The sequence below is a fragment of the Microbulbifer donghaiensis genome, from assembly GCF_900129095.1.
GTDB lineage: Bacteria > Pseudomonadota > Gammaproteobacteria > Pseudomonadales > Cellvibrionaceae > Microbulbifer > Microbulbifer donghaiensis.
This window is the reverse complement of the sequence record NZ_FQVA01000001.1, coordinates 1,538,856-1,554,741: the sequence shown is the minus strand read 5'-3', so window position 1 is coordinate 1,554,741 and position 15,886 is coordinate 1,538,856. Positions and strand designations below refer to the sequence as shown.

The 15,886-nt window shown below is 60.2% G+C and carries 16 protein-coding genes; 7 read left to right on the top strand and 9 right to left on the bottom strand.

Features of this window, described 5'->3' with window-relative positions:
* The first annotated feature begins 34 nt into the window (after positions 1-34).
* The 4 genes from BUC36_RS06615 (at position 35) to BUC36_RS06600 (ending at position 3,059) form a co-directional block, all read left to right on the top strand.
* Entirely contained in the window at positions 35-418 is a 384-nt protein-coding gene (locus tag BUC36_RS06615; protein ID WP_073272937.1) for a putative zinc-binding protein, read from the top strand.
* Between the two features lie 232 nt (positions 419-650).
* Positions 651-1,136 (top strand): ubiquinone anaerobic biosynthesis accessory factor UbiT, encoded by a 486-nt coding sequence (gene ubiT, locus BUC36_RS06610; protein WP_073272933.1) that lies wholly within the window; start codon positions 651-653, stop codon positions 1,134-1,136.
* Between the two features lie 26 nt (positions 1,137-1,162).
* A complete protein-coding gene (gene ubiU, locus BUC36_RS06605; protein WP_073272931.1) occupies positions 1,163-2,158 on the top strand; it encodes a ubiquinone anaerobic biosynthesis protein UbiU in 996 nt (331 codons plus the stop codon).
* 10 nt (positions 2,159-2,168) lie between these two features.
* On the top strand, positions 2,169-3,059 hold the full coding sequence (locus tag BUC36_RS06600; RefSeq protein ID WP_073272929.1) for a U32 family peptidase: 891 nt from the start codon (positions 2,169-2,171) through the stop codon (positions 3,057-3,059).
* A gap of 140 nt (positions 3,060-3,199) precedes the next feature.
* On the opposite strand, the gene BUC36_RS18750 is transcribed toward BUC36_RS06600, so the two are convergent.
* The 8 genes from BUC36_RS18750 to BUC36_RS06560 all read right to left on the bottom strand — a co-directional run bounded on the left by BUC36_RS18750 (position 3,200) and on the right by BUC36_RS06560 (position 10,083).
* On the bottom strand, positions 3,200-3,982 hold the full coding sequence (locus BUC36_RS18750) for an AbiU2 domain-containing protein (protein WP_073272927.1): 783 nt from the start codon (positions 3,980-3,982) through the stop codon (positions 3,200-3,202).
* 440 nt (positions 3,983-4,422) lie between these two features.
* Positions 4,423-4,734: a hypothetical protein gene (locus tag BUC36_RS06585; RefSeq protein WP_143186898.1), complete on the bottom strand. Its 312-nt coding sequence runs from the start codon at positions 4,732-4,734 to the stop codon at positions 4,423-4,425.
* A gap of 56 nt (positions 4,735-4,790) precedes the next feature.
* Entirely contained in the window at positions 4,791-5,114 is a 324-nt protein-coding gene (locus BUC36_RS18745; RefSeq protein WP_143186897.1) for a hypothetical protein, read from the bottom strand.
* Positions 5,115-5,218: 104 nt separating this feature from the next.
* Positions 5,219-5,527, bottom strand: a complete 309-nt coding sequence (locus tag BUC36_RS06580; protein WP_073272920.1) for a hypothetical protein — start codon at positions 5,525-5,527, stop codon at positions 5,219-5,221.
* A 191-nt stretch (positions 5,528-5,718) separates the two neighbouring features.
* Positions 5,719-6,336, bottom strand: coding sequence for an anaerobic ribonucleoside-triphosphate reductase activating protein (locus BUC36_RS06575; RefSeq protein ID WP_073272918.1), 618 nt, complete (start codon positions 6,334-6,336; stop codon positions 5,719-5,721).
* A 63-nt stretch (positions 6,337-6,399) separates the two neighbouring features.
* Positions 6,400-6,570: an anaerobic ribonucleoside-triphosphate reductase gene (nrdD, locus tag BUC36_RS18740; RefSeq protein ID WP_073272916.1), complete on the bottom strand. Its 171-nt coding sequence runs from the start codon at positions 6,568-6,570 to the stop codon at positions 6,400-6,402.
* Positions 6,560-8,692: a ribonucleoside triphosphate reductase gene (locus BUC36_RS06565; protein ID WP_073272914.1), complete on the bottom strand. Its 2,133-nt coding sequence runs from the start codon at positions 8,690-8,692 to the stop codon at positions 6,560-6,562. Before BUC36_RS06565 ends, nrdD begins: the two co-directional genes overlap by 11 nt.
* A gap of 404 nt (positions 8,693-9,096) precedes the next feature.
* The gene (locus tag BUC36_RS06560) at positions 9,097-10,083 is read right to left on the bottom strand and encodes an AraC family transcriptional regulator (protein ID WP_200797197.1); all 987 of its coding nucleotides are present in this window, start codon (positions 10,081-10,083) and stop codon (positions 9,097-9,099) included.
* Between the two features lie 217 nt (positions 10,084-10,300).
* Here BUC36_RS06560 and BUC36_RS06555 point away from each other — a divergent pair, with 217 nt between their 5' ends.
* The 3 genes from BUC36_RS06555 to BUC36_RS06545 are packed head-to-tail and all read left to right on the top strand — an operon-like array spanning position 10,301 to position 14,775.
* Positions 10,301-11,923 (top strand): FAD-dependent oxidoreductase, encoded by a 1,623-nt coding sequence (locus BUC36_RS06555; protein WP_073272909.1) that lies wholly within the window; start codon positions 10,301-10,303, stop codon positions 11,921-11,923.
* Complete coding sequence (locus tag BUC36_RS06550) at positions 11,920-13,077, top strand: L-lactate dehydrogenase (protein WP_200797196.1); 1,158 nt, start codon at positions 11,920-11,922, stop codon at positions 13,075-13,077. Before BUC36_RS06555 ends, BUC36_RS06550 begins: the two co-directional genes overlap by 4 nt.
* A gap of 39 nt (positions 13,078-13,116) precedes the next feature.
* Positions 13,117-14,775: an acetolactate synthase large subunit gene (locus BUC36_RS06545; protein WP_073272907.1), complete on the top strand. Its 1,659-nt coding sequence runs from the start codon at positions 13,117-13,119 to the stop codon at positions 14,773-14,775.
* Positions 14,776-14,954: 179 nt separating this feature from the next.
* On the opposite strand, the gene BUC36_RS06540 is transcribed toward BUC36_RS06545, so the two are convergent.
* On the bottom strand, positions 14,955-15,824 hold the full coding sequence (locus BUC36_RS06540) for a universal stress protein (protein WP_073272905.1): 870 nt from the start codon (positions 15,822-15,824) through the stop codon (positions 14,955-14,957).
* Positions 15,825-15,886: the final 62 nt, after the last annotated feature.

Genomic DNA, 15,886 nt, shown 5'->3' with positions numbered 1-15,886 from the left:
TTATCGGGCAACGGCAAAGAAAGGAAGGTCGCGGATGAATAACAAGAGCTACCGGCAATTGCCGCTGGTTTACGCCTGCTCCGGATGTTCCAGCGCCGCGCAGCTGGCCAATACGCTGGCGGTACGACTCGATCGCGAAGAGCTGGCGGAGATGTCCTGCGTGGCCGGAGTGGGCGGCGATGTGAAGGCGCTAGTCAAGGTAGCCAAGTCCGAGCGCCGCAAGATCGTCCTGGATGGCTGCCCGCTGCACTGCGCACTGAACTGCCTGAAACGCCACGGCGTAGAGCCGGATTTGCACCTGGATCTGTCCCGGGAGGGCGTGCGCAAAGTGATGCACGCCGATACCTCGGCGGCGGAAGAGAAGCGTATCTGGAACACGGTGCTTGTGCCGCGGGTGGCAGCGCTGACATCGCGGTGAGCTCGCAGGGCTGTCGTCTGCTCTCGGGTTTCCAGACTTTTTCCTGTCAGCGATGCAGTCCCGGCGTATCGGGCAATGGCTACAAAAATAATTTGCTGACAAAAATCTGCTTTTGACGAACAGCGGAAATACAGCTCTTCCGCATGATCATTTGGCTCGCTTCGTATCTTTCCACCGTGTGGAGGGAGCGGAGCTGCGCCATCACCATTTAACCGGCGGGCATGGAGGGGAAATGCTAGCGGTCAGACAATCAATTTCGCGTATCGGTTACCGGTTCGGCTGCAAGATCTTGCCGCTGTTGCCCCAGTGGCCGGGCGAAGTCGCATTCATCAAATTGCTGAATAGACAACTGTCGGAAGAGCTGGACGACGGCCTGTTCGATTTTCTCGACGAGCAGATACTGGAAGTCACCATAACGGACCTGGGTATCCAGCTTCGCGTCAGCAAGCGCGGCGAGCATTTCGTGCGCGCGCCGGCGGGCGTGCCGGCGGACTCGACCATCTCCGCCAACAGCGCCGACTTTCTCGCCATTGCCAGCGGCCGCGAGGACCCGGACACGCTGTTCTTCCAGCGCCGGCTGTGTCTCGGCGGGCAGACGGAGATCGGCCTGACGGTGAAGAACCGCCTGGATGCACTCGATCGCAGTCGCATACCGCAATGGGCCCAGCGCGGGCTGGAAGTGATCGCCGCCGAACTGGCGACAGTGGTTGCCAACTGACTCGAAGTAACTGTTTAGGAGTAACTATGGAACTCGTATGCCCGGCTGGCAGCCTCCCGGCACTGGAGGCCGCCGTCGATAACGGTGCGGACGCCGTTTATATCGGCTTTAACGATGAGACCAACGCGCGCAACTTCGGCGGCCTCAACTTCAACGATAAGAATGCGCTGCGCGCGCTGGAGCGGATACGCAACCGCGGCAGGAAACTGTTCGTTGCCATCAATACCTATGCCAAGCCGGACAGCTTCTCGCGCTGGCAGGCGGCGGTGGACCGCGCGGCCGGTCTCAACGCCGACGCCGTGATTCTGGCGGATATCGGCCTGATGGGTTACGCGCGGGATAAGCACCCAGACCTTTCCCTGCACCTGTCGGTGCAGGCTTCGGCCACCAGCGCACCGGCGCTGGAATTCTATCGCCAGCAATTCGGTATCCGCCGCGCGGTACTGCCGCGGGTGCTGTCACTGAAACAGGTGCAGCAACTGGCGGCCGCGAGCAAAGTGGAGCTGGAGGTATTCGGCTTCGGCAGCCTGTGCATCATGGCCGAGGGGCGCTGCCACCTGAGTTCCTATGTCACCGGCGAGTCGCCCAACCAGAACGGTGTCTGTTCCCCGGCCAAGGCGGTGGAATGGCGCAACGCGGCGAGCGGGCTGGAGACGCGGCTGAACGGTGTGCTGATCGACCGCTTCGCCGAAGATGAAAACGCCGGCTACCCGACCCTATGCAAGGGCCGCTTTATGGTGGACGGCAAGCGGCAGCACGCGCTCGAAGAGCCGACCAGCCTGAACAGCATGGCGCTGCTGCCCGAACTCAAGGCGGCCGGTATCCAGGCGATCAAGCTGGAGGGCCGCCAGCGCAGCCCCGCCTATGTCGCACAAATAGTGCGCACCTGGCGCGAGGCGATCGACGAGGTACTGCGGCGCGGGGCGGATTTTGCGGTAAAAGAAAGCTGGCGCGAGACACTATCGAAGAACTCCGAAGGCAAGCAAACCACTCTGGGCGCTTACGATCGCCCCTGGCAGTAGAGGACACAAGATGCAGCTCGCTCTGGGACCGGCGCAGTACTATTGGCCGCGCACCGATATCAATCAATTCTACGAACAAATGCTGTCCACGCCGCTGGATATCCTCTATCTGGGTGAATTGGTGTGCGGCAAGCGCCACCAGTTGCGCGCGGCCGACTGGCTGGAACTCGCGCAGCAGCTGGCCGAGGTTTCCGACAAGCAGATAGTCCTGTCGACGCTGACACTGCTGGAATCGAATGCCGACTTCAACTGGGTGCGGAAGATCTGTGACAACGGCCAGCTGTTGGTCGAGGCCAACGATCTGTCGGCGGTACAGCTGCTGGCGGAGGCCGGCCTGCCGTTTACCTGCGGTCCGGCGGTCAATATCTACAATCAGCACACGCTGGCGCAGCTGATGTCGTTAGGTATGACGCGCTGGACGGCGCCGGTGGAAATGAGTGCGCGGCAACTGGAGGAGGTGCTGAACGCCTGTGACAAGAAGCCCGAAGTCGAAGTATTTGCCTACGGCCATATGCCGCTGGCATATTCGGCGCGCTGCTTCACCGCCCGTCATCTCGGACTCGACAAGGACAACTGCGATTACCGCTGCATGGAATACCCGCACGGCCTGCCGCTGGAATCCCAGGAGGGTGAGGAGCTGTTCGTGATTAACGGCATCCAGACACTGTCCGGGGAACCCACCAATCTGCTGCGCCACTACAAGCAGCTGTGCGAGCTCGGCATCGATATCCTGCGTCTGTCGCCGCAGTGGCAGCAGATGGAGCAGATTATCGACGCCTTCGACCGCGCCCGCCGCGACGATTTGGATCCGGAACTATTGCCGCCCGGTGTCGACGGCTACTGGTGCGGCCGCCCGGGCCTGGAACTGATCGCCCGCAGTGGCAGCGGCGCGCAGGCCTGATGCAAGTGTGCCGATTGCAGATCAGATGGGAAGCCTTTACAGCAGGTCTTCGGTGAAGGCTTTTACTCCTGACTTGTCCTTAGCTTTGGGGGTCCGCAGGGCCCCGAAGGGACGAAGCTACTTGCTTGCACTTGTATGGACTAGCTAGATTCTGAGTCATTATTTGCACCTGAAAGGATAGACCACATATCAAGACCATATTTCTTGTGTATTTCACTAAAACTCTCTACATCATGGACACATCCGGTTATAAGCCGTACAAGCTCGAAAGCGGGGGATGTATACCGATCAACAAACTCAAACAAATTGTTGATTGTTAAGTCCAATGATCCTACATCGAAGGGACCCGGTTCGTGACCCAGCGGTGTCATCTCTAGATGTGCGTGATATTTGTCTCTGAAGGTTTTAATTTTTACCGCGACAGCATCAGACTTAATTTGATCTATTGCGCAGCTAACAGAATCCCACCCTTCATTAAATGAGCTTTCAAAATCATTTCTATCTTGATTTCTCCAATCATGAATTACTTCCTTAGCGATTTCTTTTGGTAGCCCGGGAATTTTGGGGTTTTCATGCCATCGGTCAGGAATGCTACGAAAATTATCTTTTAACTTCTCATATACCCGTCTATCTTCACATTTCCTGTAAAGGTTGATGAGGCTGCCAGATCTTCTAGCCTCATCAAGAAAAACTCTAGATATATCGCGGACTAGGTCCTGTGATAGTAGTGGCACTAAATGATTGTATGCGCGCGACCCGAAAGTTCCTTTAAGTTTATGTGATAATGCCGTCTTGATCTCTTCACAGTTAACTAGAGGCTCTAAAATATATCTACGTTCATCTAAAATTTTTACAGAATTAACAAGGTTGTTTGCATATCCTTCAACTTGAATAATTAATTCTGAGAGTCTTGGTTTAGACATTTTTTCTCCCGTGACCTTAAAATCCTAACGCCCACGATCAGCGGAGTTTGAGGTGGCGAATACTTTTCAGTGGAAAATCCGGTGGCAGGTTAATCGTCACTTACAGCGTGTTGTTATATGTCGTTTTTCGCAAATTTCTTCCAGGATTCATTCTCAACGAGAGTAGACCGGTAGATCTTAAGCTTACTGCAGCCGCGGATGGATCGAAGCGCTGACTTGGCTTGTTTTACCACTTCCTTCGGGAGCCAAGGGCTCAGCACAATTCGACTGATTGCATCTAAGCCAACGGGAACTCTAAAGGTCGGGGGTTTCTCGTTCTTTCTGGCCACGAAGAGCCGAAACTCCATTTCGTCGCCAAATGCGTAACGCTTCAAAAACGGTAGTTCTTCTGTCTCTGGTGGCTTGGATCGCATCTCATCCAGTGTTCGATAGATAACTGGTTATGCTCTAAGGCCATCGATGTTACTTACACGGTCAATGAACATGCCTATGTGGAACTCGATACAGACGCCGCTGGCCCCATGCGAAAAGATCCTCCAGTGATGGTAGGTCTCGTTCGTCTCGGTCAGGCACAAAGAGTAGAGCGAGCTTTGCTTAGTAGTGACACCGTATTGCTGTAGATAGTAGGAGTCGTTTCGATCATCCCAAGACTTCGGGTTCAGTAGGGCTATCTCTTTGGTTTCGAGGTAATCGATCAGGAATGGCAGCTCGGTGTAGCGCCGGAGGAACCGCCCCTTAGTGCTGTCTTTCATGACGTATAGCATCCTTAGCTGTGGACCACAGAAGCGTAGCTTTTTGTGTTCGCTACCTATGCGTGCAAAATGATTGCATCTAATGCGTTACCTAAAACATATAGGAGTGCTATTGAAAAGGCGCCTGCAACTAAAAATAGTATTAAAAGCCCTAGCCAATTTGGAAGTTTGTTTAGGATATATTTTTGAGCTATGTCATTTGTGGATAAGTATGCCCAAGACCATACAAGGATGAATGATACAAAGCCCAAAAGTGTTAGTGAAGGAAATCCACTATTATCCCCAAGGGAGAAGAAGAGTGCGGTTAGTGTTACTGCTCCTAGCCAGGAGAACCACCCTTGAATAATTCCTTTATCGTGTAAATTTTTAATTGGATCCATCTATGTTCCTTTCGTTAATTGTGGCGCGTAACGACCGCAATAGCTTTGGGTGTGCCGCGGAAGCCAGAAGGGTAGGAGCAGCTTGATAGCCCTTGTTATGTGGTTCATAACCCCTGGATAATGGATTTTGTAAAGTTGCTCTTTATGTCTTCTGTGATAGCTCCAAGATCACCAATCTGCCTGACTTCGGAGCCATTTTCTATATAGAGATATGCTTGAGAAAGTGGCTCTATTAAATATTTAGAGAGCTTCGCCAACGCGTCGAGTCTTATCATTAGTACGTCAAGTTGCTCTTGGTTATTAGATTGAGCTTCTATTTCATTCTTTTTTTCAACTAGTGCCTCAATCGCACAGCTAACTTGAAACTTGACATGGTCAAGTGCAATTCTTTGATCTTCAGTACTAATTTTCATACTCAAGAATAACTCCAATATTTACATAACAGTTAGTTCAAATGATGCATCGTTATAACACATTGCCGTAGAACTCAGAACGAGACCTCTGCTGATCCTACAGATTTCCTTCATTAACTCAGCTGTTAATTCCGCATACGATGGAATTTGCGCCAGAGTTGGTGAGCATCTGGGTTCTGTAACTCTTGTTGTTACTGAAGTTCGGGGTCCAGTGCGTTGTCGGTGTTGCACTTTTGCACAATGAGCTCGGGGATGCCGAGGTCGGCCAGTCTCTCGCGTATTTCCGCTAGCTCACTGTCGCTGGTGAGCTGCGGGTGGCGGGTTAGGCGTACCTGCAGGGGGATACCGGCCTCGGCCAGTATTGCGGCGCTCTGCCAGGGTGCGGTGCCGCTGCCGGGTACGCGGGTGATGGCATCGTAGTTTTGCGGCAGCGCCTTGATATCCAGCCCGACCCAGTCGAGCGCGGGCAGCAGCCGGGCGAGCCGCCGTGGATACATGCCGGCGGTGTGCAGGCCGACTTTGAATCCCAGCGCCTTCACGTCGTGGACGGCGTCTTCCAGCGCGCTCTGCGCGGTGGGCTCGCCGCCGGAGAACACCACGGCGTCGAGCAGCCCGCGGCGTGTGTGCAGGTGCTGCAGCAGCTGTTGCCAGTCGTATTTGGATTCCGCCTGTGCTGGCAGCAGTCCGCCATTGTGGCAGTAGCGGCAGCGCCAGGGGCAGCCCTGGCAGAAGACAACCGCCGACAGGGCGCCGGGAAAGTCGATGGCGGTAAATGGGGTAAAGCCGCCGACGCGCAGTGTTTTATCCATGGTGTGTCGAGTGTTGCACGGGTAGTGGCGGCGCCGCCGCGGGTCAGCGGCGCCGCAGCCGGGTTAGTTTTGTTTCGCGGCGGATTCCTCGGCGACAAAGAAGCGTCGATCGCGGTGCTCCGATTGCTTGCCGGGATTCCAGAAGGTCACCGGGCGGTGGTAGCCCATCACGCGGCTCCAGACTTCGCAGGGGGTGCGTTCCTCGTCTTTTAATACTGCGGTTTCAGTTTGCATGGCAGTTCTCCTGTTGTTGGTTTTCCATGTTTGCTTCTTTGCTGCTCCTGTCGCTGCAGGCGCGCTTGCGCGCGATCAATTCCTCGTCGCAGCGCGGGCAGAATTGGTGTTCCCCGCTCAGGTAACCGTGCGTCGGGCATATGGAGAAGGTCGGGGTAACGGTGATGTACGGCAGGCGGAAGTTTTCCAGCGCGCGGTGCACCAGCTGGCGGCAGGAATCCGCATCGGGCAGCTGTTCGCCCAGGTAGAGGTGCAGCACCGTGCCGCCGGTATACAGGGATTGCAGCGATTCCTGCCGCGACAGCGCTTCGAACGGGTCGTCGGTAAAGCCGACCGGCAGCTGTGACGAGTTGGTGTAGTAGGGCGCTTCGTCGCTGCCGGCCTGCAGGATGTCCGGGAAGCGCTTGCGGTCCTCGCGGGCGAAGCGGTAGGTGGTGCCTTCGGCCGGTGTGGCTTCGAGGTTGTAGAGGTGGCCGGTCTCCTCCTGGAACTCGGTCATGCGCGCGCGAATATGCTGCAGCAGCCGCTCGGCCATCTGGTGGCCGCTTTCGCTGGTGATGTCTTCGCGGCCGTCGGTGAAGTTGCGGATCATCTCGTTGATGCCGTTGACGCCGATCGTGGAGAAGTGATTGCGCAGCGTGCCCAGGTAGCGTTTGGTATAGGGGAAAAGCCCGGTATCCATATGCCGCTGGATGACCTTGCGCTTCACTTCGAGGGAGTCGCGCGCGAGTTCCAGCAGGCGGTCGAGGCTCGCCATCAGCGCGGCTTCGTCGCCGCGGTGCAGGTAGCCGAGGCGCGCACAGTTCACGGTTACCACGCCCAGCGAGCCGGTCTGTTCGGCGGAACCGAACAGGCCATTGCCGCGCTTCAACAGTTCGCGCAGGTCTAGCTGCAGGCGGCAGCACATGGAGCGGACCATGTTGGGGCTCATGTCCGAATTGATGAAATTCTGGAAATATGGCAGGCCGTAGCGGGCGGTCATCGCGAACAGGCGTTCCGCATTCTCGCTGTGCCAGGGGAAATCCGGCGTGATGTTGTAGGTGGGGATCGGGAAGGTAAACACGCGGCCGCGCGCATCCCCTTCGGTCATCACCTCGATATAGGCGCGGTTGATCAGGTCCATTTCTTCCTGCAGTTCGCCGTAGGTAAAAGGCATTTCCTTGCCGGCGATCACCGGTACCTGTTCGCGCAGGTCTTCCGGGCACACCCAGTCAAAGGTGAGATTGGTAAACGGCGTCTGTGTGCCCCAGCGGGACGGCACATTCAAGTTGAAGATCAGCTCCTGGATACACTGGCGCACCTCGCGGTAGCCGAGCCCGTCCTTGCGGATAAACGGTGCCATGTAGGTATCGAAGGAGCTGAAGGCCTGCGCGCCGGCCCACTCGTTCTGCAGCGTGCCGAGGAAATTCACGATCTGGCCGATGGCGCTGGACAGGTGCGCGGGCGGTGCCGATTCGACCTTGCCCGGTATGCCGTTCAGGCCCTCCTGCAGCAGCGTGCGCAGCGACCAGCCGGCGCAGTAGCCGGACAGCATGTCGAGGTCGTGAATATGCAGGTCGCCCTCGCGGTGGGCGGCGCCGATTTCCGGTACATAGACATGGTTGAGCCAGTAGTTGGCGATCATCTTGCCGGCGCTGTTCAGGATCAGCCCGCCGAGCGAATAGCCCTGGTTGGCGTTGGCGGCCACGCGCCAGTCTTCGCGCTGCAGGTACTCGTCGATGGACGCGGTGACGTCCACCAGGGTGTGGCGGTCCTGGCGCAACTGCTGGTGACGGCTGCGGTAGGCGATATAGCCGCGCGCCGTATCCAGATGGTTATTGCTGATCAGTACCTGCTCGACAATATTCTGAATCTCTTCGATATCCAGTGGCACACTGCCGTCGTAGCGGTGATCGATGACCTTGCTTACCTGGGCGGTGAGCAGGTCCGCCTCCTGTTCGCCGAAGGCCTCGGCGGCGCGTCCCGCGCGCAGGATGGCGCTGCGGATACGGCCGCGATCGAAGGCCACGGTGCGGCCGTCGCGTTTGCGCACGAGCAGATCGGTAATGGCGCTCACCGGAGCCTGGGGCTGGCCGGCGGCGGGGGAAGCGGTTGGGGCGTCGGTTGGAGAAGAGTCGGACATTGGGCCTCCAGGCTGATGCATCTGCCGGTGCGGTGCGAGCGGCCGTCGGCGAGATTCATCCAGATAACTATATATGGTGTGATTTGTAATTCTTGGCACAACATATAGTTGCGTTGGCGCTCGGGCAACCCGGGCGCACGGCGAGCGGAGCGCATTCCCTACCCACAAAGAGTCGCTACTCCTACCCCCGAATAGGGATTGACTCGTCGTTTAATTCATCGGCTTGAGTAATGGGGCGACAGGCTGGTTACAGAGTGGCTGGCAGTCGCGAGGGGCCAACTACCACCTATGCGCTGCCCGCCGCCTGCGGCATTTTCCGCGACAGTTTTTGAGAGTGTTGCCGAGAAAGTTGCCGAGAAAGTTTCCGAAAAAATTTCCGAGAAAGTCGCAGCCGTTGCTGCGGGTTACTCAACGGCGGCCTGTTGTTTGCGCCAGCGCGCCGGTGGCAGGCCGGTCCAACGGCGGAAGGCCCGGTAAAAAGTGCTGACTTCGGCGAAGCCAAGCGAATGGGCGATCTCGGCCAGGGGGCGCGCGGTGTGCGCCACCGCATGCAGCGCCGCGTCACGGCGCACCTCATCGAGCAGGCCGTCGTAGTGACAACCCTGTGCGTGCAGTCGGCGGGCCAGTGTGCGTTCGCTCAGGTTCAGCGCGCGGGCAGCCTGGGCCCGGGCCGGCAAGTTCGGGCCCAGATGCGCTTTCAGCCATGCGCGCAGGTAAGGTGCGGTGGCCGAATCGCAGAGTGCAGCAAGCTGCGTCGTCGCATGGAGCTCATGCAGTTGCGTAAGCTGGGCATCGGCCTGTGGCAGCGGTTGATCGAGCAGTGTGTTGTCGAGCAGCAGGCCGTTGAAGGCCTGCTCGAATTCAATCGGGCAGCCAAAAATCTGGCGATAACCCCGCAGCGGGCCGAGCTGGGCGTGGCTGCACTGCACTTTGTGCGGCTGAACCGGCGTGCCAGCGACCCAGCGCGCGAAGCTGACGACAGCGGCCAGCACGGCTTCGATCTGGTGTGGGCTGAACGCCAGTTCACCCTGGCGCGGGTGATAGACCAACCAGCTGGCGTTCTCGCCGGCCAGTATCTGGAAACGGACGCCATCGGAAATCAGGCGCTGGTATTTCTGCAGTTGCGCCAGCGCCTCACGCAGCGTCGCCGATGACTGCAACAGGAAGCTGACGACGTTCAGGCTGGCGGGGCCGACCAGCGTGCCGGCCTTCAGGCCAAAGCCGGAGTCGCCGGTACAACGCTCGGCGGCCCGCCACAGCCGGGTGATATGGTCGATCGGCCAACGCTCGCGCGCCAGCTCGTCCGCGGCGATACCGGCGGCGGCCAGAAGCTGCGGCGATTCGACGCCCAGCCGCTCGGCGGCAGCGATAACGGTGTTGACCCAGCTCATCGAGACAGTGGCCTGCAAGGTCAAATTGGCTGGCCTGTGAAGTCAATCATGCCGATATCTTAGCCGGCTATTTTTGTCGGCGAAAGACAAGGCGGGCAGACCATCTCACTTTCATTCCAGGTTGCTGACGGTATGTCTCCGCTCCCGCGCCCCTCTCCTTCAATGGGAAACGGGCTTGTTCGTAAGGCATTCGATTGAAAATCGTTGAGGAACTGCCGTGAGCCAATCGCTGACTTCGGATGTGCTGATTGCCGGCGGCGGCCTGGCCGGCATTGTCACGGCGCTGGAACTGCTGCGAGCCGGCCGGTCGGTGACGCTGGTCGATCGCGACACGCCGGAGCGCTTCGGCGGACTGGCGCGGTGGGCCTTCGGCGGCATGGCGCTGGTAGGCACGCCGCTGCAGGCGAAAATGAAAATCCCGGATACGCCGGAGATCGCGCTGCGCGACTGGCTGCGCTTTGGCGAACTCGATCCGCATGACGAGTGGCCGCAGCGCTGGGCGCGCTACTACGTCGAGCATTCGCGCCGGGAGGTTTACGACTGGCTGATCGCGGAAGGGCTGAAATTCCTGCCGGCGGTCAATTGGGTCGAGCGCGGCCGCACTGGCGAGGGCAACAGCCTGCCGCGTTATCACGTCATCTGGGGCACCTCGCGCGAACTGATCCACTGCCTGATTGCCGCGCTGCGACGTGCCGGCGGCAACGGCCGGCTGACCCTTTTGCACCAGCACCGGATCACGACATTCGACGTGTCCGCCGGCAACATCAGCGGCGCGCTTGCCATCGACGAAATCACCGGTGAAGAGGTCCGGGTGCGCGCCGCTGCCACCGTACTGGCAATGGGCGGCATCAACGGCGATCACGCCGAATGCCGCGCCAACTGGCCGAAAGATCGGCCACTGCCGACGGCGATGCTGAACGGCGCCCATCCGTTTGCCGATGGCCGCCTGCATCACCAGGTCGCCGATGCGCACGGCGGCCAGCTCCGCCATGTCGGCGAAATGTGGAATTACGCCGCGGGTTTTCCGCATCCCTATCCGCATTTCGCCGGCCATGGCCTGTCGACGATTCCATGCAAGTCGGCGCTGTGGCTGAATCACAGAGGCGAACGCATCGGCCCCGAACCGCTCGTCACCGGGTTTGATACGCACTGGCTGTGCCAGCGTGTCGCCGCGCAGGAAAAACCGTGGACCTGGAATCTGCTGAACTGGCGCATCGCCGCCAGGGAATTCGCCATTTCCGGCGCTGAGCACAACCAGCGTATTCGCGACAAACAGTTCCTCACCTTTGTGAAAGAAACACTGCTCGGCAACCACCGTCTGGTGGGACAGATGCAGCGGGAGAGCCGGCATTTTCTGGTCGCCGATACGTTGGCGGAGTTGGCCGGCCAGATGAATGCGCTGACCTGTTCCCACGACGTCGACCCCGCTGTGCTGCAGGCGACGGCCGACGCCTTCGATAGCAACTTCACCAGCGGCAACAAACTGGTGAACGACGATCAGATTCGCCGCATCCAGCATGCCCGCCAGTGGGGCCCGGACAGATTGCGCACCTGCAAACCGGCACCGCTGCAACAACCGGGCGCCGGTCCCTACATCGCCATCCAGATGCAGCTGGTTACGCGCAAGAGCCTCGGTGGCCTGTGCACGGATCTGCAAAGCCGTGTGCTCGATGGGCAGGGTACGCCGATTCGCGGGCTCTATTGTGTCGGTGAGGCCGCCGGTTTCGGCGGTGGCGGCGCGAGCGGCAAACGCTCGCTCGAGGGTACCTTCCTGCCCGGCTGCATCCTGACCGCGAAAGCGGCCGCGCGATCGATCATAGCCGGGGGGACGGCGCCATGAGCCTGAGCCTCGGCTATCCCGCCACCTCCGACGATTACCGCACACTGGCCCGCGCCCGCCTGCCCCGGTTCCTGTTTGACTTCCTGGATGGCGGCGCCACCGATGAGCAGACCATGGCAGTGAATGTGGCGGACTGGGGCAGGGTGAGACTGCGCCAGCGGGTGTTGGTGAACGTGGACAATATCGACACCGGCACCGTGCTGGCGGGCCAGTCCTGCCGCATGCCGGTGGTGCTGGCGCCGGTGGGTCTGGCGGGCATGATGGCGCGACGGGGCGAGGTGCAGGCGGTGCGTGCTGCCAACGGCGCCGGTGTTCCCTTTGTGCTGTCAACTGTAGGCATCTGCCCGCTGCAGGAAGTGCAGGCGGCGGCCAGTGAGCCGTTCTGGTTCCAGTTATACATGATCCGCGACCGCGCCCTGATCCAGTCACTGCTGGCCGAAGCCTGGGCCGCCGGTTGCCGCACCCTGGTGTTCACGGTCGATCTGCCGTTACCCGGCATGCGCCATCGCGATACCCGCAACGGCCTGTCCAGCGGCGGACTCCGTTCGGCAGCCCTGAAGGCGAGTCAGTTGCTGGCGCGACCGGGCTGGGTCTGGGACGTGGCCCTGCGCGGCACACCGCTGACGTTCGGCAATCTGAGCGAGGCCGTTCCCGGCGCCCGCAATCCGGATGCATTCAAGGCCTGGGTGGAGAGCCAGTTTGATCCCACCGTGACCTGGGCCGATATCGAATGGCTGCGCAGCCAGTGGCCGGGCAGGCTGATGCTCAAGGGTATTCTCGATGTGGAGGATGCCAGGGCCGCCGTGCAGGTGGGCGCCGAGGGTATCGTGGTGTCCAATCACGGCGGCCGGCAGCTGGATGGTGTCGCTTCCACCGCGTCACGCCTGCCGGCCATAGCGGCAGCGGTGGGCGCGCAAACCACGGTACTGGTGGATGGCGGCATACGCAGCGGCGTGGATGTCTTCCGCGCCCTGGCGCTCGGTGCCCAGGGGGTGATGATTGGCCGCCCCTGGGCCTGGGCTCTCGCAGGTGCGGGCCAGCAGGGCGTCAGCCACATGCTTGCCGGCTGGCAGCAGGAACTGCGCCTGGCCATGACCCTGACCGGTGTCACCCGTATTGCCGATATCGGTATCGCCCAACTGGACTCCCTTTAATTATTCCTTTTCGAGTTTTTCGTCCGCAGGAGAATAACAATGACCAACGGCGCCCAAGCCCTGATGAAAACGCTGGTCGATGCCGGCATCGAGGTGTGCTTCACCAATCCCGGTACCAGCGAAATGCATTTCGTCGCGGCGCTGGACAGCGAACCGAAAATGCGCGCGGTGCTGGCGCTATTCGAAGGTGTCGCGACCGGCGCTGCCGACGGTTACGCGCGGATGGCCGACAAACCGGCAGCGACGCTGCTGCACCTCGGTTGCGGCCTCGGCAACGGCCTGGCCAATCTGCACAATGCCCGCAAAGGCAAGGTGCCGGTGGTCAACATCGTCGGCGATCACGCGAGCTATCACGTGCCGTTCGATGCGCAGCTGCAATCGGATATCGAAACCGTCGCGCGCAATGTATCGCCCGGCTTTGTGCGCACCGCGACAAGCACGGCGGATTTGTGCAAAGACGCAGCCGATGCCATTGCCGCGGCGCGCGGGTTGCCCGGCCAGGTGGCGACACTGATCCTGCCGGCCGATGCCTCGTGGGGCGAAGGCGGTGTGCCCAGCCCGCCACCGCCACCACCGGTTGCCGTTGCGGCAGACGACGCCACTGTCGCCGCGATTGCCGACGCGATCGGCTCCGGCAAGAAAACCGCGCTGCTGCTGGGCGGCCGCGCGCTGCGCGAGCCGGCGCTGCTGGCGGCCGCTCGCATCGCCGCGCACAACGGCGTGAAACTGCTGGGCGAGGTGTTTCCGACCCGGCTCGAACGCGGTGCCGGCTTGCCTTTCGTCGAACGCATTGCCTATCTGGCCGAATTGGCCGGCGTACAGCTCGCCGAGATCGAACAGTTGATTCTGGTCGACGCCAAGGCGCCGGTGTCGTTCTTCGCCTATCCCGGTAAGAAAAGTTACCTGGTGCCGGAGAGCTGCACCGTGCAGACGCTGGCAACCCCGGCCGAGGACGCCGCGGCGAGTTTGCAGAAACTGGTGCTGGCCCTCGGTGCCGAGAGCACCGCGCCGGCGCTGCAGCCGGGTCAGCGGCCGGGCCGGCCGCGCGGCAAACTGACCGCGGAGAAGGTCTGCAAGGCGGTCGGCCATCTGCTGCCGGAGAACGCCATCGTGATCGACGAGGCGATCACTTCGGGGCTGATGCTGTCGGCGATGACCGCCGGCGCACCTCGCCATGACCTGATTACGCTGACCGGCGGCGCGATCGGTCAGGGGCTGCCGAATGCGATTGGCGCCGCCATCGCCTGCCCGGACCGACCGGTGCTGGCTCTGGTAGGGGATGGCACTGCGATGTACACGATCCAGGCGCTGTGGACGATGGCGCGCGAACAACTGAACGTCACATCGATCATTTTCAACAACGCCTCTTATTCGGTGCTGAATGTCGAGCTGGAACGGGTCGGCGCCGACGAAGTCGGGCCGAAAGCGAAATCGCAACTGGATCTGCGCGGGCCGGTGCTGAACTTCGCCCAACTGGCGCAAGGCATGGGTGTGCACACCGTGCGCGCAACGACCACCGAGGATTTCGTCAAGGCGCTGGAATACGCACTGGCGATGCCGGGGCCGCATCTCATTGAGGTGGTGGTGCCGGAGTCGCTGAACGGCGTCAAACGCAGAGTGCTGCCCTGGCTGCTGCGTTCACTGCCCAGCCTGCCGCCGGCGCTGGCGAAAGCGCTGAAGCAAAAGATCGCGCCATAGGAGCTGCGGCAACAGGGTCCCGAACGCGGTGATCGCGCCGAAATGTCGAGTTATTTATCAATTCAGAGGGGATTGGTCTGTCGCCCCAATTAACGATCCGTTTATTGGAGCGACAGGGTTTCCGGGTGAAGGGTTACCGGGTAATTCGTTACCGGGTTGATGAAAAGAGGACGAGCCGCTCAGGGCACGATCAGCACGTCGGTGTTGCACTTGGACAGTATCCGCTCTGCGGTGTTGCCGAGCAGCAAACCGGTGGCGCCCTTGCGCACGCCGCGCCCGACCAGCATCAGCCGCGCCTTGTTGCGGTCGACTATCCGATTGACTTCCCGCGCCGGCTTGCCGGATACCAGGTGCACTTCACTGCAGTTGGCGCCGCTGTCACGGATCGCCACTTCCAGATACTCGCGCAGCGTACGCTGCTGTTCCGCGGAGGTGTCGTGCCTGGGCGTCAGCCCCAGTTCCTCCAGCACGCCGGCGCCGGGCAGGCAGGCGACCACTTCCAGTTGTGCGCCCAGTATCTTCGCCAGCCGATCGCCCGCGGTCAGCACCCGCAGGTTGAGTTCCTTGTGCAGCAGGTTGTCCACGGAGGGATCCAGTGCCGCCACGAGGCGCTCGTGCTTGAGCCAGGGGGTAGTGACCGCGAGCCACAGCGGCACCGAAGAGCGCTCGATCAGCTGCCAGTCGATGGAGCCGTAGCCGCCGTGGCCAAACTGTTTCTGCGCCGTTTTAATCACCAGGTCGAAGGAATCCTTTACCAGCGTCTCGATGGTCCAGTTGGCGATGCTGTAGTGCCACACGGCCTCGGTTGTCGTGTCCGCGGAAAGCTGGTGCTGCTTGCACAGCTCCTCGAGCCAGGGTTGGCGCGCGCTTACCATCGCCTTCACTACATCATCCGGTGTCTCGTGTACGCCGGGCAGGGTGGCCCGCGGATCGTAGGCGAAACTGACCAGGTGCAGGCGCGCGCCCGCTGCCTTGGCCAGCTCCACTGCGCGCTGCAGCGCGATCTGTTCGTGCTTGGGCTTGTCGAGAATTACGAGAATGTTTTTCACGCGGTCGTCCTTTTACACAGCCGTTTTTTCTTTAGCCTAACCCTAACCGTTTGCGCGGTATT